General features: G+C 74.0%; 22 protein-coding genes. 14 read left to right on the forward strand and 8 right to left on the reverse strand.

The features are described 5' to 3' along the window. Window positions 1-57: 57 nt before the first annotated feature. The 4 genes from PZB77_RS17670 to PZB77_RS17685 all read left to right on the forward strand — a co-directional run bounded on the left by PZB77_RS17670 (window position 58) and on the right by PZB77_RS17685 (window position 3285). Window positions 58-1023, forward strand: a complete 966-nt coding sequence (locus PZB77_RS17670) for an acyl-CoA dehydrogenase family protein (RefSeq protein ID WP_275496101.1) — start codon at window positions 58-60, stop codon at window positions 1021-1023. Then, window positions 1020-1841, forward strand: coding sequence for a PIG-L family deacetylase (locus PZB77_RS17675; protein ID WP_275493567.1), 822 nt, complete (start codon window positions 1020-1022; stop codon window positions 1839-1841). Before PZB77_RS17670 ends, PZB77_RS17675 begins: the two co-directional genes overlap by 4 nt. A gap of 77 nt (window positions 1842-1918) precedes the next feature. Continuing rightward, window positions 1919-2506 (forward strand): SAM-dependent methyltransferase, encoded by a 588-nt coding sequence (locus PZB77_RS17680; protein WP_275496102.1) that lies wholly within the window; start codon window positions 1919-1921, stop codon window positions 2504-2506. Continuing rightward, on the forward strand, window positions 2503-3285 hold the full coding sequence (locus PZB77_RS17685; RefSeq protein ID WP_275493568.1) for a glycosyltransferase: 783 nt from the start codon (window positions 2503-2505) through the stop codon (window positions 3283-3285). Before PZB77_RS17680 ends, PZB77_RS17685 begins: the two co-directional genes overlap by 4 nt. Before the next feature lie 205 nt (window positions 3286-3490). Here the strand turns inward: PZB77_RS17685 and PZB77_RS17690 are convergent, their stop codons facing one another. Next, on the reverse strand, window positions 3491-4339 hold the full coding sequence (locus PZB77_RS17690) for a hypothetical protein (protein ID WP_275493569.1): 849 nt from the start codon (window positions 4337-4339) through the stop codon (window positions 3491-3493). Window positions 4340-4503: 164 nt separating this feature from the next. Beyond that, window positions 4504-5127 carry a TetR/AcrR family transcriptional regulator gene (locus PZB77_RS17695; protein ID WP_275493570.1) on the reverse strand — a complete coding sequence of 208 codons (624 nt, stop codon included), beginning with the start codon at window positions 5125-5127 and terminating at the stop codon, window positions 4504-4506. A gap of 241 nt (window positions 5128-5368) precedes the next feature. Between PZB77_RS17695 and PZB77_RS17700 the strand changes: the two genes are divergently transcribed. Next, window positions 5369-7000, forward strand: a complete 1632-nt coding sequence (locus PZB77_RS17700) for an MDR family MFS transporter (RefSeq protein ID WP_275493571.1) — start codon at window positions 5369-5371, stop codon at window positions 6998-7000. A 91-nt stretch (window positions 7001-7091) separates the two neighbouring features. Here the strand turns inward: PZB77_RS17700 and PZB77_RS17705 are convergent, their stop codons facing one another. Continuing rightward, a complete protein-coding gene (locus PZB77_RS17705) occupies window positions 7092-7754 on the reverse strand; it encodes a hypothetical protein (protein WP_275493572.1) in 663 nt (220 codons plus the stop codon). A gap of 87 nt (window positions 7755-7841) precedes the next feature. Between PZB77_RS17705 and PZB77_RS17710 the strand changes: the two genes are divergently transcribed. From PZB77_RS17710 to PZB77_RS17725, 4 genes are all read left to right on the forward strand, one after another. Further along, a complete protein-coding gene (locus PZB77_RS17710; RefSeq protein WP_275496103.1) occupies window positions 7842-8591 on the forward strand; it encodes a 5-oxoprolinase subunit PxpA in 750 nt (249 codons plus the stop codon). Then, window positions 8588-9349, forward strand: coding sequence for an allophanate hydrolase subunit 1 (locus PZB77_RS17715; protein ID WP_275493573.1), 762 nt, complete (start codon window positions 8588-8590; stop codon window positions 9347-9349). The genes PZB77_RS17710 and PZB77_RS17715 overlap by 4 nt, the downstream gene beginning before the upstream one ends. Then, a complete protein-coding gene (locus tag PZB77_RS17720; RefSeq protein WP_275493574.1) occupies window positions 9346-10215 on the forward strand; it encodes a biotin-dependent carboxyltransferase family protein in 870 nt (289 codons plus the stop codon). Before PZB77_RS17715 ends, PZB77_RS17720 begins: the two co-directional genes overlap by 4 nt. A gap of 283 nt (window positions 10216-10498) precedes the next feature. Further along, window positions 10499-11188: a copper homeostasis protein CutC gene (locus tag PZB77_RS17725; protein WP_275493575.1), complete on the forward strand. Its 690-nt coding sequence runs from the start codon at window positions 10499-10501 to the stop codon at window positions 11186-11188. An 86-nt stretch (window positions 11189-11274) separates the two neighbouring features. Here the strand turns inward: PZB77_RS17725 and PZB77_RS17730 are convergent, their stop codons facing one another. Continuing rightward, the gene (locus PZB77_RS17730; RefSeq protein ID WP_343299871.1) at window positions 11275-13362 is read right to left on the reverse strand and encodes an ATP-binding domain-containing protein; all 2088 of its coding nucleotides are present in this window, start codon (window positions 13360-13362) and stop codon (window positions 11275-11277) included. A gap of 393 nt (window positions 13363-13755) precedes the next feature. Here PZB77_RS17730 and PZB77_RS17735 point away from each other — a divergent pair, with 393 nt between their 5' ends. Both PZB77_RS17735 and PZB77_RS17740 read left to right on the forward strand, forming a co-directional pair. Then, window positions 13756-13944 (forward strand): hypothetical protein, encoded by a 189-nt coding sequence (locus tag PZB77_RS17735; RefSeq protein WP_275493576.1) that lies wholly within the window; start codon window positions 13756-13758, stop codon window positions 13942-13944. Between the two features lie 402 nt (window positions 13945-14346). Further along, window positions 14347-14691, forward strand: a complete 345-nt coding sequence (locus PZB77_RS17740; protein ID WP_275493577.1) for a hypothetical protein — start codon at window positions 14347-14349, stop codon at window positions 14689-14691. Window positions 14692-14843: 152 nt separating this feature from the next. On the opposite strand, the gene PZB77_RS17745 is transcribed toward PZB77_RS17740, so the two are convergent. Then, the gene (locus PZB77_RS17745) at window positions 14844-16532 is read right to left on the reverse strand and encodes a DNA repair helicase XPB (RefSeq protein WP_275493578.1); all 1689 of its coding nucleotides are present in this window, start codon (window positions 16530-16532) and stop codon (window positions 14844-14846) included. 385 nt (window positions 16533-16917) lie between these two features. On the opposite strand from PZB77_RS17745, the gene PZB77_RS17750 reads away from it, so the two are divergent. Together PZB77_RS17750 and PZB77_RS17755 are read left to right on the forward strand one after the other, a co-directional pair. Then, window positions 16918-19401 (forward strand): DNRLRE domain-containing protein, encoded by a 2484-nt coding sequence (locus PZB77_RS17750; protein ID WP_275493579.1) that lies wholly within the window; start codon window positions 16918-16920, stop codon window positions 19399-19401. After that, a complete protein-coding gene (locus tag PZB77_RS17755; protein WP_275493580.1) occupies window positions 19398-19832 on the forward strand; it encodes a hypothetical protein in 435 nt (144 codons plus the stop codon). Before PZB77_RS17750 ends, PZB77_RS17755 begins: the two co-directional genes overlap by 4 nt. Window positions 19833-20000: 168 nt before the next feature. Here PZB77_RS17755 and PZB77_RS17760 read toward each other — a convergent pair whose 3' ends face one another. From PZB77_RS17760 to PZB77_RS17770, 3 genes are all read right to left on the reverse strand, one after another. Beyond that, window positions 20001-20858, reverse strand: coding sequence for a hypothetical protein (locus tag PZB77_RS17760; protein WP_275493581.1), 858 nt, complete (start codon window positions 20856-20858; stop codon window positions 20001-20003). Between the two features lie 311 nt (window positions 20859-21169). After that, window positions 21170-21856 (reverse strand): hemerythrin domain-containing protein, encoded by a 687-nt coding sequence (locus tag PZB77_RS17765; protein WP_275493582.1) that lies wholly within the window; start codon window positions 21854-21856, stop codon window positions 21170-21172. 194 nt (window positions 21857-22050) lie between these two features. Then, window positions 22051-22791: a BTAD domain-containing putative transcriptional regulator gene (locus PZB77_RS17770; protein ID WP_275493583.1), complete on the reverse strand. Its 741-nt coding sequence runs from the start codon at window positions 22789-22791 to the stop codon at window positions 22051-22053. Window positions 22792-23010: 219 nt separating this feature from the next. Here PZB77_RS17770 and PZB77_RS17775 point away from each other — a divergent pair, with 219 nt between their 5' ends. Further along, a complete protein-coding gene (locus PZB77_RS17775; protein ID WP_275493584.1) occupies window positions 23011-23919 on the forward strand; it encodes a manganese catalase family protein in 909 nt (302 codons plus the stop codon). The last annotated feature ends 17 nt before the right edge of the window (window positions 23920-23936 follow it).

The raw sequence follows: 23936 nt of genomic DNA on the forward strand, positions 1-23936 counted from the left end.
GCCGGCCCCCCTCAGCAGTCCGCCCCCGGGATACCGGAAGCACCGGACGGCGCCGCGCTGCGCGCCGTCGCGGCCGAGCGCTTCGCGTCCTGGGTGCGCGACAGCGCGACGGAGGTCCCGCTGCCCGGGTCCGGGCGCACCTGGGAGAGGTTCCAGGCGCTGCACGGACTGGGCCGGGAGGATCTGGCCCTGGCCCGGCTGGCGGAGGGCCACGCCGACGCGGTGGCCATCCTCGCCGAACTCGGCGCGACCGCCCCGGCCCCGGGTGAGCGCTGGGGCGTGTGGGCCGCCCAGCCCCCGGGCGCCCGGCTGACGGCACGGCCCCGCTCCGACGGACTCTGGTCGCTGGACGGGGTGAAGCCCTTCTGCTCGGGCGCCCACAGCTGTACCCACGCGCTGGTCACCGCCGACACCGAGGAGGGCCGGCGGCTCTTCGCCCTCGCCACGGCCGTACCCGGTTACGCCCCGGTGCCCGGCACCTGGCAGGCGATCGGGATGGCGGGCAGCGACACACCCGACGTGCGGTTCACCGACGTGCCGGCCGTGCCGGTGGGCGAGGTCGACGCGTACGTCCGGCGGCCCGGGTTCGCCCACGGGGGCATCGGGGTGGCCGCCTGCTGGCTGGGCGGTGCGCGCGGGGTCGCCGACGCCCTGTTCGCCTCCGCCGGCCGCCGCGCACCCGACCAGCTCGCCGCCGCCCACCTGGGCGCGGTGGACGTCGCCCTGCACGGGGCGGAGTGCGTGCTGCGGGTCGCCGCCGCCGAGATCGACGCCGATCCTGCGGACCGCGGCGGCGACGCGGCGCTGCGCGCCATGCGGGCCCGGGCGGCCGTGGAACGGGTCGGCGCTCTGGTGCTCGACCACGTCGGACGGGCGCTGGGTGCCGGACCGCTCTGCCACGACGCCCGGCACGCCCGGCGGGTCGCCGACCTCACCGTCTACCTGCGTCAGCACCACGCGGACCGCGACCTCGCCGCCTTGGGCACCGCGCTGGTCGCACCGGAAGGGAGCGCGGGCCGATGACCGCCCCGACCGGCCCCGGCACGGGGGCGGCGCCGAGAACCGGCCCGGACGCGGCGGCCGGACGGGAACGGGCCGCCGCCCTCCTCCGCGCCGACGGCACCCCCGAGGCGGAGTGGGCGCGGTGGGACGGCTGGAAGACGATCGGTACCGCTCCGCGGATCGAGGGGCCGGTGGTCGTGGTCGCCGCCCACCCCGACGACGAGGTGCTGGGGGTCGGCGGCACCCTGGCCCGGCTCACCGCAGCCGGTACCGAGGTGCACGTCGTCACCGTCACCGACGGCGAGGCGTCCCATCCGGGCAGCCGCCGCGTACCCCCGGACGCCCTGGCCCGCCTGCGCGCCGGGGAACTCGCCGTCGCCCTGGACGACCTGGGCGTCGACCGGGGGCGGCGCACCCGCCTCGGAGTGCCGGACACCCGGGTGGACGCGTACGAGGACGAGGTCGCCGGGCGTCTCGCGGACGCGGTGCGGGCCGGCGGGGCCCGGCTCTGCCTGGCGCCGTGGACCGGCGATCTGCACGCCGACCACGAGGCGGCGGGCCGGGCGGCGCGCACGGCCGTACGGGACACCGGGGCCGCGCTCTGGTACTACCCGGTGTGGACCTGGCACTGGGCCGCGCCCGGTGACGACCGGGTGCCCTGGGACTCCGTGCGCCGCCTGCCCCTCACCGCCGGCGAGCAGGCCCGCAAGGCGCGGGCGATCAGCCGGTTCCGCACCCAGACCGCCCCGCTGGCGGACGATCCCGACGACCCCACCGTCATCCTGCCGCCGGCCGAACTGCTCCACCACCGACGCCCCTTCGAGGTGATCCTGCTGTGACGTCCGACCCGACCGGACCGGACACCGGGGCGGCCACCGGACCCGACGTCTCCACGCCGGCGTCGTACTTCGCCCGGATGTACACCGGCACGGCGGACCCCTGGGACCTCGCCGGGCGCTGGTACGAACAGCGCAAGTACGCGCTGACCCTGGCGGCACTGCCCCGCCGCCGCTACCGCAGGGCCTTCGAACCGGGCTGCTCGGTGGGCGTCCTGACCCGGCTGCTCGCCGACCGGTGCGACGCGGTGCTCGCCACCGACCGGGTGCCCGCCGCCGTCGCCGAGGCCGCCGCCCGCACCCGCGACCTGCCGCACGTGGAGGTACGCGCCCTCACGGTGCCCGAGGAGTGGCCCGAGGGCACCTTCGACCTGGTCGTCCTCTCCGAGCTGCTCTACTACTTCGACGGGGCCGCGTTCACCGAGATCCTGACGCGCACGGTCGGCTCGCTGGAACCGGGCGGCACCCTGGTGACCGTGCACTGGAACCACCCGGTGCCCGAACACCGGCTCACCGGCACCCAGGTGGCGCCCCTGCTGCGGGAGGTGCCGGGCCTGGTCGCCGGGCCGGAGTTCCACGACCCCGACTTCGTCCTCACTCTCCACCACCGCCCCCTGGCGGACGGTTCGGCGCCGCCCTCCCCGGCCCGCGCCGAGGGGCTGGTGTGAAGCGGCGCGTCACCGGGCTGGTGGTCGCCATCCCGGCGCACGACGAGGCGGAAGACCTGCCGGAGGCGCTGCGGGCCGTCCGGGCGGCCGACGCCCACGCCCGCCGGCGCCTGGCGGGCGTACCGCCGCTGACCCTGATGGTCGCCGCCGACGCCTGCTCCGACTCCACCGCGGCGGTGGCCCGCCGGGAGGGCGCCGAGGTGGTGGTGACCGGCCACCGCTCGGCCGGCGCGGCCCGGGCGGAGGCCGTCGCGCGCGGGTTGCGGAAGGCGGACACGCCCGCCGCGCACACCTGGATAGCCACCACCGACGCCGACAGCCGGGTCCCGGCCGACTGGCTCGCCCACCAGCTGACCTGCGCCCGCGACGGCTGGGACTGCGTGCTTGGTACCGTCCGCCTCGCCCCGCCCCGCTCACTGGAGGAGTCGGTCGTACGGGACCTGCACCGCGCGCACTACTTCGCCGAGCGCCCGGCCGGCACCGGACGCGACTGGGAGCACCCGCACGTGCACGGTGCCAACTTCGGAGTCGCGGCCGCCGCCTACCTGCGCGCCGGGGGCTTCCCCGCCGTGCCGCACGGCGAGGACCACGCGCTGGCCCGTGCGCTCGCCGACGGCGGAGCGCGTGTACTGCGGACGAACGCCTGTGCCGTGGAGACCTCCGGCCGGCTGACGCCCCGCGCCCCGCACGGCTTCGGCGCGTTCCTCCACGCGCTCCGGACCGGGGCGGCGCTCGCGGGCGACGCGGTGGGAGAGCCGGTGCGCCCCGGAGGCGGCTGAGCCCTCCCGGCCTCCGCGCGGGTCCGGCCCCCCCCGGGACGGTGAGGTGCTGTCCCGGGGGTCCGGCGTGCGGGGGCCCGGCGTGGTCGGCGCCCAGGTCGGTGCGGGGCCGGAGGGGGACCGGTGCGTGGTCGGCGTCGACGCGCGCCGGGTTCGTTCGCGGGGCGGGGCGGGGCGGGGCGGGGGAGCGTGGCGCCGCCGGGCGCTACTTCGCGCTCAGCGAGAAGGCGCCCGAGGGTGTCAGGGAGACGGCGCCGGTCGGGACCGGCGAGAGGGCGTTCGCAGGCGCGGTGGAGGTGGTGCCCGCCGGGGCGGGGGCCGCAGTGGTGCCCGCCGGGGCCGGGGCGGTTCCGGTCGCGGTCTCCCCGGCGTGCTCGACGGGGCGGAAGTCCGGGTTGGTGACGCAGCCCAGGTTCTCGTAGACGTCCACGTTCGTCTGCGGGTTCTGCCCCGCCCAGTGGTACTGGCACGCCCCCTCGATGAAGCGGCCCTGGATCCCGCCGGGGAAGTCGATCTCCTTGTTCCACAGGTACTGCGACTGGATACCGGTCATCCGCGCGGTGGCGTTGACGTCGATGCCGCCCGGCGCCTGGATGGCGTAGACCCAGCCGTTCTTCCCGCCGCCCGTGGCGAAGCCCTGCGCCACCCAGCGGTCGCAACTGGTGCTCAGGTGCGCGGTGTTCTGCCCGCCACCGCCGATGATCCACTTCGACAGCGGGGTGAGGTCCGTCCCGAGGGGCGTGAAGCCGCTCCGGAAGATCGCCCGGGGGTCCGGCCGGGTGTCCCCGCGCCACAGCGTGTTGTCGTCGTGGCGCCAGTACCAGCCCTCGCTGATCGCGGTGGTGTCCACCTGCGCCCGGAGCGCGCGGTTCGTCGTCGTCCGCTCCCAGTCCGACGACCGGTAGCCGCCGGTCGGTCCGCAGGGACCGGTGTCGCGGACCTGCTCCGGGGTGCCGGGGAGCGGGTCGGTGTCGGCGTTCGCCGAGGAGGCGAAGGTCAGCGAGGTGACGACGAAGCAGGCGGCGGATGCGATCCGCAGCGCGGTCTTGAACATGGTCGGGGCAGCCCCTCAGTCGGCGTACACGGCCCACGTTTCATAGCCCGGACCCAGGGTCCGGGCGGGCGAAGACCGGGCCGACCACCCCACCGGTACCGCGTGGTTCACCCGTCCGGCGCAGACCGGCGCGGGTTTCCCGCGGGGGCCCGCGCGCGTGCCGGTCAGGCGGGCGCGCCGGGCGCCTCCGCGTCCCCGGGGACGCCCGCACCCGTCCGCCCCGGCGACGGGACGAGCCGGTGGGCGATGTCGCGGGCCACCTCGGCGATCTCGGCGTCGGAGGCCTCCAGCCCCTGGGAGGCGAGCAGTGCGACGTTGACGCTGAGCAGCGCGGACCGCAGCCGGAGCTGCTCCTTCTTCGAGGCGCCGGGACCGCCCATGATGCGGCTCAGCTCGCCGAACCTCTCGAGGGCGCCCTCCTTGTCGGGGCGCAGATCGCGGATCACGCGGTGGTTGGCGGTGGCGAACCGCATGGCGGGCATGCCCTCGGCGATGACGACGTCGACCATCCGGTCGACGATCCGGTTGGCCAGGTCCGGACCGGGAGGCTGCTCCCTGGCCCACTCCACCAGGTCCGCGACGGCGTCCAGATAGGTGGTGAAGAGGGAGCGGACGATGTCGTCCTTGCTCTTGAAGTGGTAGTAGAGGGCGGCCTTGGTGATTCCCAGCCGCTCGGCGATCTCCCGCAGCGAGGTCGCCTCGTACCCCTGCTCGGTGAAGAGCTCCAGGGCGACCGCTCGGATCTCGGTGCGCGTGTCGATGCCCCGTCGGCGTCCTGCGGCTGTCATGGTTGCGCGTTCCTCTCGCTCCGGGTGTCCCGGCCCGGGAGCGCCCTGCGTCGATCGTGGTCCGCCCGGCCCCCTTTGCCAACTTACCGTACGGCAAGTAATCTACTGACCGGCCGGTAAGTGGGTGGAGATCGTCCGCCCTCCCGTCGTACCGATGACCCGCCGTCGCTCGACGTGGGTCCCCGCCCCGTACTGTCCGGGTCCGCGTGCGACCCGTCCCCTTGACCGAAAGGCATGCGCCGTGACGCAGACCTCCCCCGAAGCGGCCGCCGCGGAGGCGACCCCGGAGCCCTCGCGCTTCACCCACCGCGAGATCATGGTGACGATGAGCGGTCTCGTCATCGCGATGCTCCTCGCGATGCTGGACAACATGATCGTGGCGCCCGCGCTGCCCACGATCGTCGGTGACCTCGGGGGGCTCAAGCACCTCGCCTGGGTGACCACCGGCTACATCCTCGCCTCCACCGTCGCCACCCCGATCTGGGGCAAGCTCGGCGACCTGCTCGGTCGGCGCGTCACCTTCATCGCCTCGATCGTGATCTTCCTCGTCGGCTCCGCGCTCTGCGGGCTCTCGCAGAACATGGGCGAACTGATCGGCTTCCGCGCGATCCAGGGCCTCGGCGCCGGTGGCCTGATGGTCGGCGTGATGGCCGTGCTCGCCGAGATCGTGCCGCCCCGCGACCGCAGCAGGTACCAGGGCGTGATGATGGCGGTCATGCCCGTCGCCATGATCGGCGGCCCGCTCGCCGGTGGCTTCATCACCGACAACCTCAACTGGCGCTGGGCCTTCTACGTCAACCTGCCGCTGGGCGTCGTCGCCCTGGTCGTCTGCTGGTTCGTCCTCGCCAAGCTCCCGCGCAAGACCGCCGCCAGGGTCCGCATCGACTGGACCGGGACCGCGCTGCTGAGCGTCTGGATCACCACCCTGGTCCTGATCACCAGCTGGGGCGGGAGCGAGTACGACTGGGACTCGGGCGTGATCCTCGGCCTGATCGCGGTCACCGTGACCGCCTTCGTCGCGTTCGTCCTCGTCGAGCGCCGCGTCGACGAGCCGATCATGCCGCTGTCGGTCTTCGCCGACCGCAACTTCAGCCTCGCCGGCGCGCTCAGCTTCATCGTCGGCTTCGCCATGTTCGGCGGGATCACCCTGCTGCCGCAGTTCCAGCAGTACGTCCAGGGATCCTCCGCCACCAACAGCGGCCTGCTCCTCATGCCCATGATGCTGTCCGCGATGGTGCTCTCCCTCGCCGGCGGTGCCTACATCAGCAAGACCGGGAAGTACCGCGTCCTGCCCATCGTGGGCAGCGCCTTCATGGCCGTCGGCCTCGCCCTCTTCGCCACCATGGGACCCGACACCACCCGCTTCACCACCGGGCTCTACATGGCGGTGCTCGGCCTCGGCATGGGCGGCCTGATGCAGACCACCATGCTCATCGCCCAGAACAGCGCCCCCCTGCGTGACATGGGGGCGGCCACCGGCGCGGCCACCTTCCTGCGCAACATGGGCGGTTCGCTCGGCGTGTCCCTGCTCGGCACCCTCTACGCGAGCACCCTCACCGACTCCTTCACCACCTCGGGCGCCGCGGCGGGCGGAGCGTCCGGAGCCGGATCCTCCATCGCCGGCATGACCCCCGACGCGCTGCGGTCGCTGCCCGCCGCCGTCCGGCACGCCTTCGCCGAGGCCGTCAGCGACGGCATCGACACCGCCTTCGCCTGGGCCGCGGGCGCCGCCGCCCTCGGCATCGTCATCGCCCTCTTCGTCCGCCAGGTCCCGCTGCGCGGCTTCACCGCCGACGAGGCCGGGAAGACGGACGTCACCCCCGGGGGTGCCGGTACGGCCGCCGCCCCCGTGGCGCTCCGGACCGCCGAGTGACCGACCGAGGCCTCCCCGCCCCATGACCGCATGACCGCACCCCGTACGGAGAACCTCCGTACGGGGTGCGGCCGTCCCGGGTGCCGTCCCGTCAGGGCAGGGTGGCCTCCAGCAGCTCCAGCTCCGTCGTCAGGTTCCGCCGGGCCCTGCTCTCCCACTCGGCGGCCCCGTACGGGGTGCGGAACAGCCGGGGCAGCCCGAGCAGTTGCCGCAGCACCCCGGCCCGGCCCTCCCGGAACGCCTCGTCCGGGACGAAGCCGTACTCCTCGCGCACCAGGGCCGTGTAGTGCGCGTACTCCTTCGGCCCCCCGGCCAGGATCGCCAGATCGGCGTCGCACAGCACCTCGCCGTCGCGGTCGCCGTCGTCCGGGTCGTGCGTCTCGGTGAGCCGCACCAGCCGCGCCACCTCGGCGGTCGCCCCGGCCGGGACACCCGCCTCCGGCAGCGCCCGTTCGGCGAGAGCGGCGCTGCGCTCCTCGTTCTCGGAGCGGTCGGGCCGGTAGACCGCGTCGTGGAACCAGGCGGCGAGCCGGACGAGCTCCGGCGCCCCGGCGTGTCCGGCGAGGACGTCGATGCCGTCCAGCACCGCCGTCAGATGGGCGGTGGTGTGGTACTTGCGCTGCGGCTCGGCCCACCGCTCCAGCAGGTTCTCGGCGTACGGGAGCGGGTCGGGGCCCGACGCGCCGCCCCGGGCGGCCACCAGGGCCTCGTGCCAGCGGATGCGGAGGTCGGGGGTGTGCGCGCTGTCGGACATGGAGGCACTGTAGAAGCTCCACCGGGCCGCGGACACCCCCGGGCCCGGTGCGCGGGCGGGTCGCGGCGCTACGGTGACCCCGTGACCATGGACCTCAACGCCGATCTCGGCGAAGGCTTCGGCCGCTGGACCCTGACCGACGACGAGGCGCTGCTCTCCTGCGTGACCAGCGCCAACGTCGCCTGCGGCTTCCACGCCGGCGACCCGGCGGTGATGCGCCGCGTCTGCGAGGGCGCGGCGGCCCGGGGCGTACGGATCGGCGCGCAGGTCTCCTACCGGGACCTGGCGGGCTTCGGACGGCGCTCGATGGACGTGCCGGCGGCCGAGCTGACCGCCGAGATCGCGTACCAGATCGGCGCGTTGCGGGTGTTCGCGGAGGCGGCCGGCTCCCGCGTCTCGTACGTCAAACCGCACGGCGCGCTCTACAACCGCGCGGTCCACGACGACGCGCAGGCGCACGCGGTGATCGAGGGGGTGCTGCTCGCCGGCGGTGACCTCCCGGTCCTCGGACTGCCCGGCTCCCGGCTGCTCGCCCGCGCTCGCGAGGCCGGACTGCCCGCCGTGCACGAGGCGTTCGCGGACCGCGCGTACACCCCGCGGGGCACGCTGGTGCCGCGCGGCGACACGGGCGCGGTGGTGGAGGACCCGGACGAGGTCGTCCGCCGGGGGGTCGGCATGGCGGTGGAGCGGACGGTCGTCAGCGCCGACGGCACCCGCATCCCGGTCGACGCCCGCTCCCTGTGCCTGCACGGCGACACCCCCGGCGCCGCTGCGCTCGCCCGCCGGGTGCGGACCGCACTGGAGGAAGCGGGCGTCGACGTCCGGGCCTTCACGTGAGCGGTGTCGCCCCCGCGGCGGACGGCGCCGTGCGGGTGCTGCCGGCCGGGCGGGACGCGCTCCTGGTCGAACTGGACTCCGGGGAGGCGGCCGAGGCGTTCCACGCCGAGGTGCTGCGCCGCCGCGACCGGGGCGAACTGCCGCCGGTGCGCGAGATCGTCCCCGGTGCGCGCACGGTCCTGCTCGACGGGATCGGGGACACCGACGCGCCGGACACCCGGCCGGCCCGTCCCGGCCGCGCCGTCGGCCCGTCCCGCGCCGGCCGTCTCGACCGTCTCGACCGCTTCGCGCGCGAGCTCGCCGGCTGGACCGTGCGGCCGCTGCGCGTGGCGGACGGCCCCGCCGTCCGGGTCCCGGTCGTCTACGACGGCCCGGACCTGGAGGAGGTCGCCGCGCTCTGGGGCGTCCCCCCCGGGGAAGTGGCCGCCGTGCACTCCGGCACGGCGTTCCGCGTCGCGTTCTGCGGGTTCGCCCCCGGCTTCGGCTACCTCACCGGGCTGCCCGAGCGCCTGCACGTACCCCGGCGGGCGACCCCGCGCACCCGGGTCCCCGCGGGGGCGCTCGCGCTGGCGGGCCCGTACACCGGGGTCTACCCCCGTGCCTCGCCCGGCGGCTGGCGGCTCATCGGCCGGATGCCGGACCCGGACCGGCTCTGGGACCCGGCGCGCGACCCGGCGGCGCTGCTGGTGCCGGGGGCCCGGGTGCGGTTCGTGCCGGTGCGGGCCGGAGACACGGAAGCTGCGGGGGAGCGGGCGTGAGCGGACTGCTGCGGGTGGTACGGGCCGGGGCGCTGACCACCGTCCAGGACGCCGGGCGCCCCGGCCGGGCGCACCTCGGCGTCCCCCGGGCCGGTGCGCTGGACGGACTGGCGCACCGCCTCGCCAACCGGCTGGTGGGCAACGGTCCGGCCGCCGCCGTCCTGGAGACCACCGCCACCGGCTGCGCGGTCCGCCCCGACCGGCCCGTGGTCGCGGTCGTCGGCGGCGCGGTCTGCCGGGTCACGGTCGACGGCCGCCCGGCGGCCTGGGGCACCCCCGTCCGGGTACCGGCGGGCGCGGTGCTGGAGGCGGGACCCGCGCTCAGCGGGCTCCGGAGCTACCTGGCGTTCGCGGGCGGCCTGGAGCCGGACGCGGTGCTGGGCAGCCGTTCGGCCGACCTGCTCTCCGGCCTCGGCCCGCCGCCGCTGCGCGACGGCGACACCCTCCCGCTCGGCGAACCGGCCGCCGCGGGCCCGGCGCTCCCGGCCGCCGTGCCCTGGCCCGCCGCACCGGCCGCGCCCGGCGGCCTGGTGCTGCCCTTCCGCCCGGGGCCCCGGCACGCCTGGTTCACCGAGAGCGCCCTGCGGACGCTGACCACTGCGGTGTACTCCGTCTCCCCGGCGAGCAACCGCATCGGGCTGCGCACCGAGGGCCCCGCGCTGGAACGGGCGGTGCACGGCGAACTCCCCAGCGAGGGGATGGTGCTCGGCGCGGTCCAGGTCCCGCCGGACGGGCGGCCGGTGGTCTTCCTGCACGACCACCCCACCACCGGCGGCTACCCGGTCGTCGGGGTGGTCCCGGCCCACGCCCTCGCGGCGGCCGCCCAGGCGGTCCCGGGGACGCCGCTCCGGTTCGTCCGCACGTGAGGCGCACAGGTCCCCGGGCATGCGGGCATGCGGGCATGCGTGCATGCGGGCATGCGTGCATGCGGGCATGCGGGCGTGCGGGCATGCGGGCGTGCGGGCGTTCGGGTGGATGTGGGGGGTTCATGGGGGTGGGCGGCCGTGCACCGGGCTGGGCTCCGGGGTACGCCGGTCACCCGCAAGGCCTCGGAGGGCTGCGCCGACGCATGATCGACCGTAGGCTTCCCTATTGGCCTAGACCTCTTGACGTCATCCTGTTGGCGCCAATCCCGAGAAGTGGGGACACATGAGCAACCGCGCACTCCTGGAGGTGATCGCGCTCGACGCCCAGGACGCGGTCGCGGCCCAGGCCGGTGGAGCCGACCGGCTGGAACTGGTCGCCGACATGGCCGCCGACGGCCTCACGCCGTCCCGGGAGACCTTCACCGCCGTCCGCGCGGCCGTGGACCTCCCGCTGCGCGTGATGCTCCGGCAGGAGGACGGGTTCGCCACCGGGGACATCGACCGCCTCCTCGGGCGCCTGCACGAGCTGCGGGAGGCGGGGGCCGACCAGTTCGTCTTCGGCTTCCTCGACCCGGACGGCCACGCCGACCTGGTCGCCGTCGAACGCCTCGTCGCCGAGCTGGACGACTGCCCCTGGACCTTCCACCGTGCGATCGACCGGGCCACCGACCGGGGCACGCTGCGCAAGCAACTCGCCGACCTGCCCGGACTCGACACGTACCTGACGGCGGGCGCGGCGACCGGCGTCGACGACGGCGTCCCGACCCTCGTCGACGAGGCCGCCCGCTCGCGCGAACCGGGGTACGAACCCCGCATCCTGGTCGGCGGCGGCCTGCGCCTCGACCACCTGCCGCGCCTGCGGGCCGCCGGACTCGACGCCTTCCACATCGGCGGTGCGGCCCGCCCGCACGGCTGGTCCGGCGCGGTCGACCCGGCGGCGGTCCGCACCTGGCGCGAGACGATCGACGCGTAGCAGCGGGGGTACGGGCGGCACCCGGGGTCCTGACGCGCACCGCCCGCCCCGCCCCGGGCCGTCCTGGCCGCGGGCCGCCCCCGGTCTCAGCCCGCCAGGGCCTCGGGCAGCGGGGCCGCGTGCACGACCGCCAGGCCCGAGACCGCACGGGTCAGCGCCACGTACAGCCGGCGCAGCCCGGTGCGCTCGTCGGGTTCGCCGTCGACCACGGCCGCCGGCTCGTCCAGCACCACGTAGTCGTACTCCAGGCCCTTCGCGAGCGAGGCGGGGACCAGCGTCAGCCGTGACGCGGCGCTCGTCTCCTCACCCGGCGACAGCACCGTGTGCCCGGCCGCCGCCAGCGCCCCGGCCAGCGCGGGGATGCGGGCGTCGGCGGCGATCAGCCCGATCGACCCCTCCTGCTCCAGCGCCTCCTCGCACGCCGCGACGGCCGCCGCCGTCAGCGCCCCGGCGTCCGCCACCCGGCGGACCGCGAGCGAACCGGGCGACTCGCGCACCGACTCGACCGGTGCCAGCCCCGGAGCGATGGAGGGCAGCAGCCGGGAGGCGTACGCGATCACCTCGCGCGGCACGCGGAACCCGGCGGTCAGCTCCTCCACCACCGCGTCCCCCTTGCCGAGGTGGCCGAGCGCGTCCGCCCAGCTCCGCGTCGACCAGGGCGTCGTGCCCTGCGCGAGGTCGCCGAGCACCGTCGCCGAACCCGTCGAACAGCGCCGCCCCACCGCCCGGTACTGCATCGGGGAGAGGTCCTGCGCCTCGTCGAGCACCACATGGCCCAGCGAATGCGTACGCTCCACCAGGTCCCGGGCCTCGTCGATCAGCACCGCGTCGGCCGCCGACCACCTCGCCGACTTCACGCTGCGGACCGGCTTCGCCCACACCACCGCCTTCTGCTCGTCCTCGGTGAGCAGTCCTTCCGCGTGGACGGCCAGGAACTCCGGGTCGGAGAGGAGCCGCAGCACCAGCTTCGCCGGATCGACGGCCGGCCACACCGCCTTCACCGCCGCCTTCACCGCGGGGGTGCGCGCCACCGCGTTCTGCACCCGGTCGTCCGGCGCCTCCCCCGCCTCCTCCATCCGGACGAGCACCCGGTGCGCGATCCGCTGCGGCAGCGCCTCGTGGGCGGCGCCGTACCGCATCCCGCGCGCCAGCAGTTCCTCGACCAGCTCCGCCACCTCGTACGCCGGGACCCGCCAGCGACGCGAACCGCGCACCACGACGATCTCCTCCGCGGGCGTGCCCACGTGCGAGCGGACCGCCCGGCGCAGCACCTCCGCCATCCGGGCGTCGCCCTTCACCAGCGCGGCGGACGCCTCGTCCACCCCGCGCACCTCGACGCCGGCGGTGACCAGGTCCTCCACGGTCGCCTGACGCACCTCCATCTCGCCGAGGGCGGGGAGCACCTGCTCGATGTAGTGGAGGAACGACCGGTTCGGCCCGATGACGAGCGTGCCCGTACGGGCGAGCCGCTCCCGGTGCGCGTAGAGCAGGTACGCGACACGGTGCAGGCCCACCGCCGTCTTGCCGGTGCCGGGGCCTCCCTGGACGCAGATCGTGCCGCCCAGCTCACCGCGGACGATCTCGTCCTGCTCCGGCTGGATGGTCGCGACGATGTCCCGCATCGGACCGACGCGCGGCCGCTCGATCTCCGCCTGGAGCAGCTTGCTGGTGGTCCCGGCCCCGGCGGCGTCGGCGGGGGCCGTCAGGTCCTCGTCCTCGTACGCGGTGAGCTCGCCCCCGGTGTACCCGAAGCGGCGGCGCAGCCCCACGTCCTGGGGGTCCAGCCGGGACGCCCGGTAGAACGCCTGTGAGACCGGCGCACGCCAGTCGATGACCATCGGGTCGCCGCCGGCGTCGTGGACGTGACGGCGGCCGATGTAGAACCGCTCCCCCTCCGCCCCCTCGGCGCGTTCCGCGCCGACCGGGTGCCGGAAGTCGAGCCGGCCGAAGAAGAGCGGGGTGTGCGACAGGTCGGCGAGCGCCTTGATGCGGTCGTCGATCTGCGCCTGGAGCACGGCGGCGTTCACCCAGTTCGCGGTGACGTCGCGGATGTCGAGGGCCTGGACGTCCTCGCGCATGGCGCGCAGGGCCGCCCGGGACGCGGCGAGATGACCTCGCTCGCGGCCCAGTGGATCGGTGGGGGTGTCACTCTCTGCGGTGTGCGGCGCGGACACGGGTGTTGCCTCCGACAGTTCGACGCAGGGCGACGGCCGCACGGCGCGAAAGGGCGCACGGCCGGGTCCCGGTGGGCGATCACGAGGGGATACGCGCGAAGGGCGCGCGTACCGGCCGCGCACGCGGTGGCGCGCACGGCAGTCGGCCGGTTTCCGTCCGGTCGGCGGCACTCCCCCGGCTGCCGGCGGACGAGGCCGGTACCACGGTGCGGGAGGGCGGGGCAGACCGGAGAGTGTATCCACGGGAGGGGGCACGGGCGAACCGCACGCCGCGGACCGCGGATCCCGGGGGTCGGTGGATCACGCGGTGAGGGTCCGCCGGGGCGCGGGTCCGCCGGGTCGCGCGCTCGCCCTCCTGGCCCGCACCCGCGTGCGAGGAGCACTCTGGAGAGCATGAGCACCGCGATCCTGAACCCCCGCAGGACCGGCCCCGCGCACGGCGCGACCGCGGCCACCGGTCACCTCCGCCCCCACCCCCTCGGCGACGCGCTGCGCGCCGTCCGCGTCTGGATCACTACCGCCTTCGACGTCGTCGTCCTCGGGGAGTACTCCGCCGACTCCGGCATTCGCCGCGCGCGCTGATCCACCGCGCGTTGATCCACTGCGCGCTGACCCAAGGCGGACATTGATCCACCGCGCGCCGATCCCGTCCTGTGCCGGTCCCGTGCGCCACTCCCGCCGTGTGCCACTCCCGCCGTGCGCGCAGGACGCCCACGGGGGAGCCGTGCGGTCTGAGTACGGGGAGAGCGCCGGATGAGTACGCGCCCGGAGTGATCGGCTCCGTTTCCGCGATGGGCTGGGCACATGCCGTCGAGCCGTCGTCCTTCCCGCCCTGCGGGCGCCTCCCGCACCGCCCGTGTCGTCCGCACCGCCCGTGCGGTACGGGCCGCCCATGCCGTCCGTACTGCCACCCGGCCGTCCCGCCGGGGTCCCGTACGCGCTCCGCGCCTCCTCCCCGGCGGCCGCTGGATCGGGCCGGTCCCGGTGGGTTCCGGACCGGCACCGCGCTGGGCCGTCCCGGCGGTCGCCACGGCGCTCGTCCCGCACGTGGCGCCCGTGGTGACCGGCCTGCTCCGGGTGGCCCTGTTCGTGGGTGCCGACTGCGGTGAGGGGTGCGAGCCCGCCCTGCGGGGCCCGCTGCACGTGGTGTCCCTCGGCCACTCGCTCAGCCTCACCCTCACCCCGGCGGCCCTCGTCCTCTGCTGGCTGCTGGTGGTCCGCCGCTCGTGGTCGACGGCGCGCTGGATCGCGGCGGGCCTCGCGTTCGTACCCCCGGCTATGATCGCGATGGGCGTCATGCTGCTCTTCGTCCCCCGGCCCGGGCCCTGACCACCCGCCCCCGTCGTGCGGGGGCCACCGACGCCGCACGGAACGGCCCGGGCCGGACGCCGCACGGGCGGGACACCCGGTGAAGGGTGTCCCGCCCGTGCGGGGGGTGGGGACGCTGGTGCGCCCAGGGCATCGCGGCGCGCGCGGCCCGCTCAGTTCTCGGTGGTCTCCGTGCTCCCCGGACTCCCCGTGCCCTCGGGGTGCTCGGTGAGCAGCTCGTCCGCGTCGACGATCCGGTACGCGTACCCCTGCTCGGCCAGGAACCGCTGCCGGTGGGCGGCGAAGTCCTGGTCGATGGTGTCGCGGGCGACGACCGAGTAGAAGCGGGCCTCGTGCCCGTCCGCCTTCGGCCGCAGCACCCGGCCGAGGCGCTGTGCCTCCTCCTGGCGGGAGCCGAACGTGCCCGACACCTGGATGGCGACGGTGGCTTCCGGCAGGTCGATGGAGAAGTTCGCGACCTTCGAGACGACCAGCACGCTGATCTCGCCCTGCCGGAACGACTCGAAGAGCTTCTCGCGCGTCGAGTTCGGCGTCTCGCCCTTGATGACGGGTGCGCCGAGGTGCTCACCCAGCTCGTCGAGCTGGTCGATGTACTGCCCGATGACGAGCGTCTGCTCGCCCGCGTGCTTGCGCACCAGCGCCTCGGTGACCTTCCGCTTGGTCACCGTGGTGGCGCAGAAGCGGTACTTCTCCTCGGGCTCGGCCGTGGCGTACGCGAGCCGCTCGTGGTCGGTGAGGTTGACCCGCACCTCCACGCAGTCGGCGGGCGCGATGTACCCCTGCGCCTCGATCTCCTTCCACGGGGCGTCGAACCGCTTCGGGCCGATGAGCGAGAACACGTCCGATTCCCGCCCGTCCTCGCGGACCAGCGTGGCGGTGAGACCGAGCCGGCGGCGCGCCTGGAGGTCGGCGGTGAACTTGAAGACGGGCGCGGGCAGCAGGTGCACCTCGTCGTAGATCACCAGGCCCCAGTCGCGGGAGTCGAAGAGCTCCAGGTGCGGGTAGATGCCCTTACGGCGGGTGGTGAGCACCTGGTAGGTGGCGATGGTGACCGGGCGGATCTCCTTGCGGGTACCGCTGTACTCGCCGATCTCCTCCTCGGTCAGCGAGGTGCGCTTGATCAGCTCGTGCTTCCACTGCCGGGCCGAGACCGTGTTGGTCACCAGGATCAGCGTGGTGGCCTTCGCCTCCGCCATCGCACCGGCGCCGACCAGTGTCTTCCCGGCGCCGCAGGGGAGGACGACGACACCGGAACCGCCGTGCCAGAACCCCTCGACGGCCTGCTTCTGGTACGGCCGCAGCGACCAGCCGTCCTGGGCCAGCTCGATCGGGTGCGCCTCGCCGTCCACGTAACCCGCGAGGTCCTCCGCGGGCCACCCGAGCTTGAGCAGCGTCTGCTTGATCTGGCCGCGCTCCGAGGGGTGCACGGCGACGGTGTCCGGGTCGATCCGTGCCCCGACCAGCGGCGCGATCTTCTTCGACCGCAGGACCTCTTCGAGGACCGGCCGGTCGGTGCTGGTCAGCACGAGACCGTGCACCGGGTGCTTGGACAGGGTGAGACGGCCGTACCGCGCCATCGTCTCGGCGATGTCGACGAGGAGCGCGTGCGGCACGGGGTAGCGGGAGTACTCCACCAGCGCGTCGACGACCTGCTCGGCGTCGTGCCCGGCGGCCCGGGCGTTCCACAGCCCGAGCGGCGTCACGCGGTAGGTGTGGATGTGCTCGGGCGCACGCTCCAGCTCGGCGAAGGGCGCGATCACCCTCCGGCACGCGTCCGCCAGCTCGTGGTCGACTTCCAGCAGAAGTGTCTTGTCGCTCTGGACGATGAGGGGTCCGGTCACTCGCTGCGGCCCTTTCTCCGGGGTACGGCCGCGCACGCGGCCAAACGTCCAGTGTGCATCATCGCCGCGCCGCGCGGGGGTGGCGGCGGGTGTGAGGTGAGGTGCGGTGCTCGGGCGCGGGCCGGGGGCGCAGGCGTACGGGATGCCGGGACCCGGACCGTCCCCCCGTTCCCACGGCTCCGCGCCGTGCCCCGCGAACCGGTCGGGCATCCCGCCCTCGCTCTGCCGGCGCGCGGGCAGCAGCGGCGAGTCGTCCCCGTCGAGCGAACCGGCCGGGGCGTGACGCGGGCGTCACGGTCGAACCGGAACACGGACCATGGCTTGTACGGGGCGGCTCCGCCCGGCCGAGCCGGTGGAGCTCAGGCTCCCGGTGACGCTCAGGGGCATGAGGTTGGAGAAGACCGCCGAGCGGCATCTACGGCTCGAAGACGACACCGGCGCGCTCGTCGCCAGCGCCCCGGCGCCCCGGATGTGGGGCACTGGCACGGATTCTCGCTCGGGTGATCCGGTCAAGAGCGCCGAGATAGCCACCACCGTGGAGGAGACGGCCGACGGCACGGTCATGGTGCTCAAGCCGAGCCAGGAGTTCCTCGCGGATCCGGCGGTGATTTACCCGGTCACCATCGACCCGACCACCACGCTCGCAGCCTCGACCGACACCTGGGTCGCCACCAACTACCCTGATTCTCAACGGGGTTCGACAGAGCTGAAGGCAGGAACCTACGATGGGGGCACCACCCGGGCCCGCTCCTACGTCAAGTTCGATGTCGCCAAGTATTCCGGCAGGCACATCCTCAGCGCAGAGCTGCGGCTTCACTCGTACTGGTCTTCCACTTGTGCCACGGACGGCTCAGGGGTTGAGGTGCGCCGGATCACGGGCAATTGGGACCCGAGCGGGGTGACATGGGGTGTACAGCCCGCCACCACGACGACGGGATCCGTGGTCTCCAAGGCCGCCTACGGCTTCAGCTCGGCCTGCCCGGCCAACTTCATGCGCTGGAACGTCAAGGACATCGCCCAGTCGTGGGCGAACGGCGAGGCCAACAACGGCCTGCAGATCCGGGCTGTCGACGAACAGGATTCGAAGAGCTGGCGGAGGTTCCGGTCGGCGAACTACGTCGACGGCTCTCAGGGACCGACCGAGCCGGCCCTGTCGGTCACGTACAACACCATGCCGGGTGCCGCGAGTGCGGTGAGCCCGGCCGCGGGCGCCTTCACCGCGGACACCACGCCGACGCTCCAAGCCAAAGCGACGGACGCCGACGGCAACACCGTGCGCTTCGGCTTCGAGGTATGGAACTCCGCCGGCACCATCAAGGTTGCCTCCGGCACCTCCGGCTTCGTCGCCTCCGGCACCACCGGCAGCTGGACTGCCCCCGTCTTGGCCTCCGGGGCCTACAAGTGGCGGGTCAACGTCTACGACGGCGCTGACTGGAACAGCACCTGGTCCGCCTGGCGCAACCTGACCGTGGACACCTCCGTCCCGGCCGCGCCCACGCTCACGTCGACGACGTATCCCGCGGACGGCCTGTGGCACGGGGACGCGGGGACGGCAGGATCGTTCGTCCTCGTCGACCCCACAGGCAGGGCGGCTTCCGCCGAATATCGCCTCGACGAGGGCCCGGCGCAGACGACGACTCTGGCTTCGGGCAAATCGACGCTCACGCTGACGCCCGTGACGCGCGGCACGCACATCCTGAGCGCACGGGTCAGGAACGCTGCCGGCATCTGGTCGGACTGGGCCGAGTACACCTTCCGGGCCGGCACCATCACCGGAACCCTGCCCGTCCCCTTCGTCAACGAGATCGCGGAGACCCACTTCGCGGACCTACTGCACCCCGCCGACGGGATCGAGGAGACCGACGAACTGGACGAGGAGATCGCGGACGAGGACGACACCCCTGCCGGTTACGTCGAACAGGAGGATCCGGAGAAGCCGGAGACCGAGGACTCCGCGGTCGAGACGGCCACGACGGAGCTGCCGTCGTCCTCCGTCGGCAGTCTGACGGGCAACAGCGCCGACGGAGCAGCTCGGACGCTGATCGACCTCCCGGTGGCCTCCTCGACGACCGCCGAGCTGAGCGAAACAGGTCTGGTGATCTACGCCAACACCCAGACCGACGCCGACACCGTCGCTGTTCGTGGCAGTGCCAGCCAGGTCGAACTCTTCCACCTGCTGCGCAGCGCCGCCGCGCCGAAGACCTTCGTCTACAGCGTCGATCTTCAGCCGGGCCAGGAGATGTCAGCCGTCGCCGACAACACCCTGATGGTCGCCGACGCCAACAGCGACCTGGCCACCTTCCTCAGTGCCCCGGTCGCCGTCGACGCCAAGGGCGCCACGGTGCCCGTCACGATGGAGGCGGACGGATCGGACGTAGAGGTCTCCCTCGCCCCGGCGAACGGCCAGACACTCGCGTACCCGGTATTGCTCGACCCGAGCGGCTCCAGCTACACGGTGACACCGGCCGAGCGCAGTTACTGCTTCTGGAACCCGTACGACTGCTCCAAGGCCCGGGAGATGGCGGGTACCGCCCTCAAGTACGCCCAAGACCTCTACCCGGACAAGACCCTCTTCCAGGGGACCGGCGACGCCTTCCGGCACTGCTACTGGAACGCGTTGATGGAGGTCTTCGTCGATCATGAGACAGCCTTCGAGGTGGCCACCCGCCACGAATCACAGTCCAAGGGCGTGGACAAGGAGATGGACCTCAGGAACAACAAGAAGGGCCGAGAGATCGGCCGATACTACAAAGCGCACTACTCGAAGGCCGAGGCGTGGAAGAAGACCCGGAGCTCGTGCAAGAGTCATGTCACGAAGGGCAAGTTGTGGATCATCAGGAGCGGCCGTCTCGTGAAGAGCAACGCATGACGACTCTGTTTCACCGTCGGGTCGTTCCGGTGCTCCTGCTCGCCCAGGTCGCGTATGTCGCCCTGCTCGAGTTCGCGTTCACCTTCCTTGTGCCCGACACCGCGGAAATCGACCACACCGATCCCGATACCTCCGGCACCGTGCTCTACGCGGTGCTGGTCGTCGCCGCCGTCCTGGTCATGGCGGGCGGCGCCGCCCTGCTGGGCTCGGCGCGAGTCAGCAACAGAACACCTCGCACGGTGCGCGCCGGCTGGCTCGCCCTGCTCGGGCTCGGTGAGATGGCCGCCGTCGTGATGTTCCTGAGAGTGGTCGTCACCGGGGCCTCCGGCCCGGACACCCTCATCGGCGTACTTGCGGGCGTGGCCGGCTGCGCAGTCGCACTGTCGTGTCTGACCGAGGCGGCCACCGGGCTGCGGGGCACTCCGGCCTGAGGCGCGCCGGGCGGAACCGACACCGGCTCCGCCCGACCTGCCGGCTCGTGGTGAACGACGGATGGCCTGGTCCCGCCGCGCGGGACTGGAACAAGCCGACATCGGTCGCGGCGCCTGCCTGCCGGAAACGGCCGGACACGGCCCGGCGCCGCCCCGACCTGCCTTTGATCACGGCTGCAGCAACGCGCCCACAGGTCTTCCCGCCGCCTCCGCCGCCGGTCGGGAGACGTACAGCGCGGTGTGGAAGGAGCCCTCGCTCTCCTTGCCCTCCGGGTCCTCGCCGGCGGCGAGGGTCGCGGCGATCGCGTACCGCTGCTCCTGTTCGCCGGTGAAGCGGCGTTGCGGGTAGGTCTGCGCGGTGTGCTTCTCGGTGGTCAGGCCGTGGGTCGCCAGGGCGCCGGCGATGGGCCCGTAGCCGCCGGTGCGCAGGACGAACGCGGCCACCCACAACGGCTCTTCCGCAGCCGCCAGCAGCGGGGTGAAGGTGTGCCCGGAGAGGAAGCTGGCGCCGCCGGTGACGGTGATCAGGCGGACGTCCCGTGCGGCGCGCAGCAGGGCGGGGCTCGGCGCGCCCGTCTCCAGGTTCTCGGCGAAACCGTCGTCCAGCATGCCGACCGCACGGGCGTAGGCGATGGCGCGGGGGGCTGCGTCGAGGCCGAGGACGGGGACCGCGTCGGGACGCCGGTGCGAGGCGTAGAACTCCTTGTCCCAGGCCATGAGTTCGTCGGTGCTCGACGCGGTGGCCCGCTCGGACGTGTAGTGGGTGTAGAGGTCGCTCAGGGTGAGGTGGTGGTTGAGCAGCGCGGCGTTGATCCCGTACGAGCAGCAGATGTCCAGCACGGTGGGCGCGGGCGCCTCCGGCGATCCGGTGCGCAGGGCGGTGAGCAGGCGGCGGAAGACGCTCTGCGCGTGGTGGGGCGTCTGGTAGCCCCAGGGGCCCAGATCGCGGAAGTACGCCCGGGGATCGGGCTGGTTGTACGCGTCGTCGAACGGGGTCATCGTGTCGGCCGGCTGGGCAGAACTCATCAGGCGTCCCTTCCCGAGCGTGCTCCCTCGCGGCTCCGCGCCGCCGCCGTCCGGCGCGGTCGCCCGCGCCGGGAGCGGTGCGGACCCGGCTTCGTTGCGGGCGAGTCAACGCCGGGAGCGCCCCGCTGGGAACAGGGCGGGGACGAATCCGGCCACGGGCCGCCGGGCGGTCTCCGGGGTAAGGGGCGGGACGGAATCGGCCCGGCCACCCGCGGGGCGGGTGGCCGGGGGAGAGCGGGGCGGCCGTTCCCCGTGCCCGGCCGGGCGCGGGGAACGCGGTCGGCCGGGTGCGAGGAACGCGGTCGGTGCCGTCAGGCGCGGCGGCCTTGTGCGCGCACCGTACGGACCAGCCAGACACCGAGCGCGAGCACTGCGGCGGCGGCGGCCAGGCGGCGGACCCGGGCCGGGTCGGCGCCGAGCGGGACGAGGTCACGGGCGCGGTCGTACGCGCTGAGCGGTACGCCGAGTACGACGTTGCCGGGCGGGCGACGGGGCACCGCCGGGTGGGGGTGGGTGGGAGCGGTGCGGCGGACGGCCTCCCACGCGGCGCCCAGACGCCGCAACTCCGCCGTGTCCAGGGCTTCCTGGAGCCGGGGCAGCAGCAGGTCCTCCTCGTCGCGGATGTCCTGTCTGATCAGGTCGAAGGCCCGGGCGACGACGGCGTGGCGCGCGGGAGCACCCACGGCCGTGCGCTCGATCCCGGCGATGAGCTCGTTGATCTGCTGGTGTTCCTTCTCCACGCGCGCCGTGAGCTCCTCACCGTCCGGGGCGAGACGGCGCAGGGCCGGCCACAGCACGGTCTCCTCCGCGAAGGCGTGGCTGAACGTGAGCTGGACGATCTCCTTGAGCGTGCGGCGTCGCTCCTCGTCCGAGCCGCCGGCGGACTCGTAGGAGCGCATCATCCGGTCCAGCTCGGCGTGGTCGCGACGCTGACGGACGAGAATGCTGTCGTCGCCGCCGAGCGCCTCGTAGCTCTGAGCGGTGAGGGAGGTGGGCATGGCACCTGTTCCTTCCGGGTCTTCGGCCCGGGTGGTACGGGCCGGTACGTCGGGTGTGTGAGCGGGTTCGGTGTGTCGGCGGGGGCGGGCCCCGGGCGAGGCGCGCGGCAGGCCGCCCGGGGGTGTCCGGGTGGTCGTGCGGCCGGGCTGCCAGTGGTCAGGGGGGCCCGCGTCTTCGGGGGGTCACCGGGGCGTCACCCGTCCAGCGGCCTGGCGAGGAAGGGGGCGAGGAGCGCCCGGTAGCTGCTGGAGGGGGCGAGCCCGAGCTCGGTACGCAGGCGGTGACGGTAGAGGTCGTAGTGACGCAGGGCCTCCGCGACATTGCCCTCCGCGAGGTGCGTCTCGGTGACGGCGCGGTGGGCGCTCTCCCGCAGCGGTTCGGCCCGGAGCGCGGTCATGGCGCACTCCATGGCGGCCGTGTTGGCGCCCGCCCGCACGAGATGGCGGCTGAGGGATTCGAGCGCGTGCAGGCGGGTCTGGTGGAAGTGCTCGCGCGCCAGGACCAGCCGCTCGTCGGACCAGCCGGGCAGCAGGTCCTCACGCAGTTCCGCGGGCACGGTGTCGGGAGGTTCGGCCGGTGGTCGCGTCGCGAGCCGGTGGGCCTGGGCCGCGGCGCCGTGCAGGTCCACCCGCACCGCTCCGTGCAGGTGGAGCAGGGAGTCGCCCGCGCCGGTCTCGACCAGGCGCTGACCGCTGCGGCGGGACAGGCGCCACAGGGTGGAGCGCAGGCTGGCCGCCGCGTGCCGGTCGGTGAGGTCGGGCCACAGGAGTCCGGCGGCCCGGGTGCGCGCCACCCCGTCCTGGTGCAGGGCCAGGAGGGCCATGAGGCGCTGGGCCGTGGGAGGCAGGAAGACGTGGTCCGTCCGGGCGAAGAGGTGGAAGTGCCCGAGAAGGCCGAGGTGGGGGCCGTGTGCTGTGAAGTGCTGCTGTTCCATCGGGGCGTCCGCTCGTCGGAGGCGTTCCTACGCCAGGATCCCCGTGGTCCGCCCGGGAGGCATCTCCGGCGGGCCGCGATGGGCCGCGGAACGGTGACGGCGCGAAGACACCGGCGGCCTAGCGTCGTGGAGGTGGCGGAGCCGGCCGGAAACTCCGGACGGCTCCGGGCCCGGATCCTCCGGGTGCCCACCCCGCAGTTCCGAGCGAAGGAGACCCTCGTGTTCGAGCACACCCAGCGCTTGCAGTTCGAGGCCAAGCCGGAGAAGCCCGACCCCGTGTACGCGCACAAGCTGCAGGAACTCGTCGGCGGTGCCTACGGCGAGATGTCGGTGATGATGCAGTACCTGTTCCAGGGCTGGAACGCGCGCATCCAGGGCAAGTACAAGGACCTGATCATGGACATCGCCACGGAGGAGATCGGCCACGTGGAGATGCTGGCCACGATGGTCGCGCGCCTCCTGGAGGGCGCGCCCGCCACGGCCACGACCAAGATGGCCACAGCCGACCCCGCCATCGGCGCCGTGCTCGGCGGCATGGACCCGCAGCAGGCCATCATCGCGGGCGGTGCGGCACTGCCCGCCGACAGCAACGGCTACCCGTGGAACGGCCGCTACGCCATCGCCAGCGGCAACCTCCTGGCCGACTTCTACGCCAACGTCGCGGCGGAGGCGCAGAGCAGGCTGCAGACCGCTCGTCTGTTCAACATGACGGACGACCCGGGGGTGAAGGACATGCTGCGCTTCAACCTCGCCCGCGACACCGTGCACCAGAACCAGTGGCTCGCGGCGATCGAGCAGCTGCGCGAGGACGGCCTGGAGAACGTCGTCGTCCCGGGCGGCCTGGAGGAGGAGGAGTACCGCCAGCACGCCGGAGAGCTCTGGCACCTCTCCGACGGGGACGCGGCGTCCCAGGGGCTGTGGGCCGCCGGGCCGACCCCCGACGGGGAGCACGAGTTCAGCGTGGTGGAGAACCCGCAACCGCTCGGCGGCCTCGCCACCGTGCCGGCGCCCGACCCGAAGCTGTTCGCCACCTACGACGGCAGCAAGGGGGCGCCCAAGGGGCCGGTGCTGGGAACGGAGACCGGCCTCAAGGGCAAGATCAAGGACAAGCTCACCCCGGACGAGTGAACCTGCCGCCGGAGCCC

It is taken from the genome of Streptomyces sp. AM 2-1-1, assembly GCF_029167645.1.
GTDB lineage: Bacteria > Actinomycetota > Actinomycetes > Streptomycetales > Streptomycetaceae > Streptomyces.

Coding starts and splice junctions, on each gene's coding strand:
- PZB77_RS17750 (WP_275493579.1), top strand. CDS start 16,918: ATGAGGTTGGAGAAGACCGCCGAGCGGCATCTACGGCTCGAAGACGAC.
- PZB77_RS17675 (WP_275493567.1), top strand. CDS start 1,020: ATGACCGCCCCGACCGGCCCCGGCACGGGGGCGGCGCCGAGAACCGGC.
- PZB77_RS17680 (WP_275496102.1), top strand. CDS start 1,919: ATGTACACCGGCACGGCGGACCCCTGGGACCTCGCCGGGCGCTGGTAC.
- PZB77_RS17705 (WP_275493572.1), bottom strand. CDS start 7,754: ATGTCCGACAGCGCGCACACCCCCGACCTCCGCATCCGCTGGCACGAG.
- PZB77_RS17695 (WP_275493570.1), bottom strand. CDS start 5,127: ATGACAGCCGCAGGACGCCGACGGGGCATCGACACGCGCACCGAGATC.
- PZB77_RS17690 (WP_275493569.1), bottom strand. CDS start 4,339: ATGTTCAAGACCGCGCTGCGGATCGCATCCGCCGCCTGCTTCGTCGTC.
- PZB77_RS17710 (WP_275496103.1), top strand. CDS start 7,842: ATGGACCTCAACGCCGATCTCGGCGAAGGCTTCGGCCGCTGGACCCTG.
- PZB77_RS17765 (WP_275493582.1), bottom strand. CDS start 21,856: ATGCCCACCTCCCTCACCGCTCAGAGCTACGAGGCGCTCGGCGGCGAC.
- PZB77_RS17760 (WP_275493581.1), bottom strand. CDS start 20,858: ATGAGTTCTGCCCAGCCGGCCGACACGATGACCCCGTTCGACGACGCG.
- PZB77_RS17725 (WP_275493575.1), top strand. CDS start 10,499: ATGAGCAACCGCGCACTCCTGGAGGTGATCGCGCTCGACGCCCAGGAC.
- PZB77_RS17755 (WP_275493580.1), top strand. CDS start 19,398: ATGACGACTCTGTTTCACCGTCGGGTCGTTCCGGTGCTCCTGCTCGCC.
- PZB77_RS17735 (WP_275493576.1), top strand. CDS start 13,756: ATGAGCACCGCGATCCTGAACCCCCGCAGGACCGGCCCCGCGCACGGC.
- PZB77_RS17770 (WP_275493583.1), bottom strand. CDS start 22,791: ATGGAACAGCAGCACTTCACAGCACACGGCCCCCACCTCGGCCTTCTC.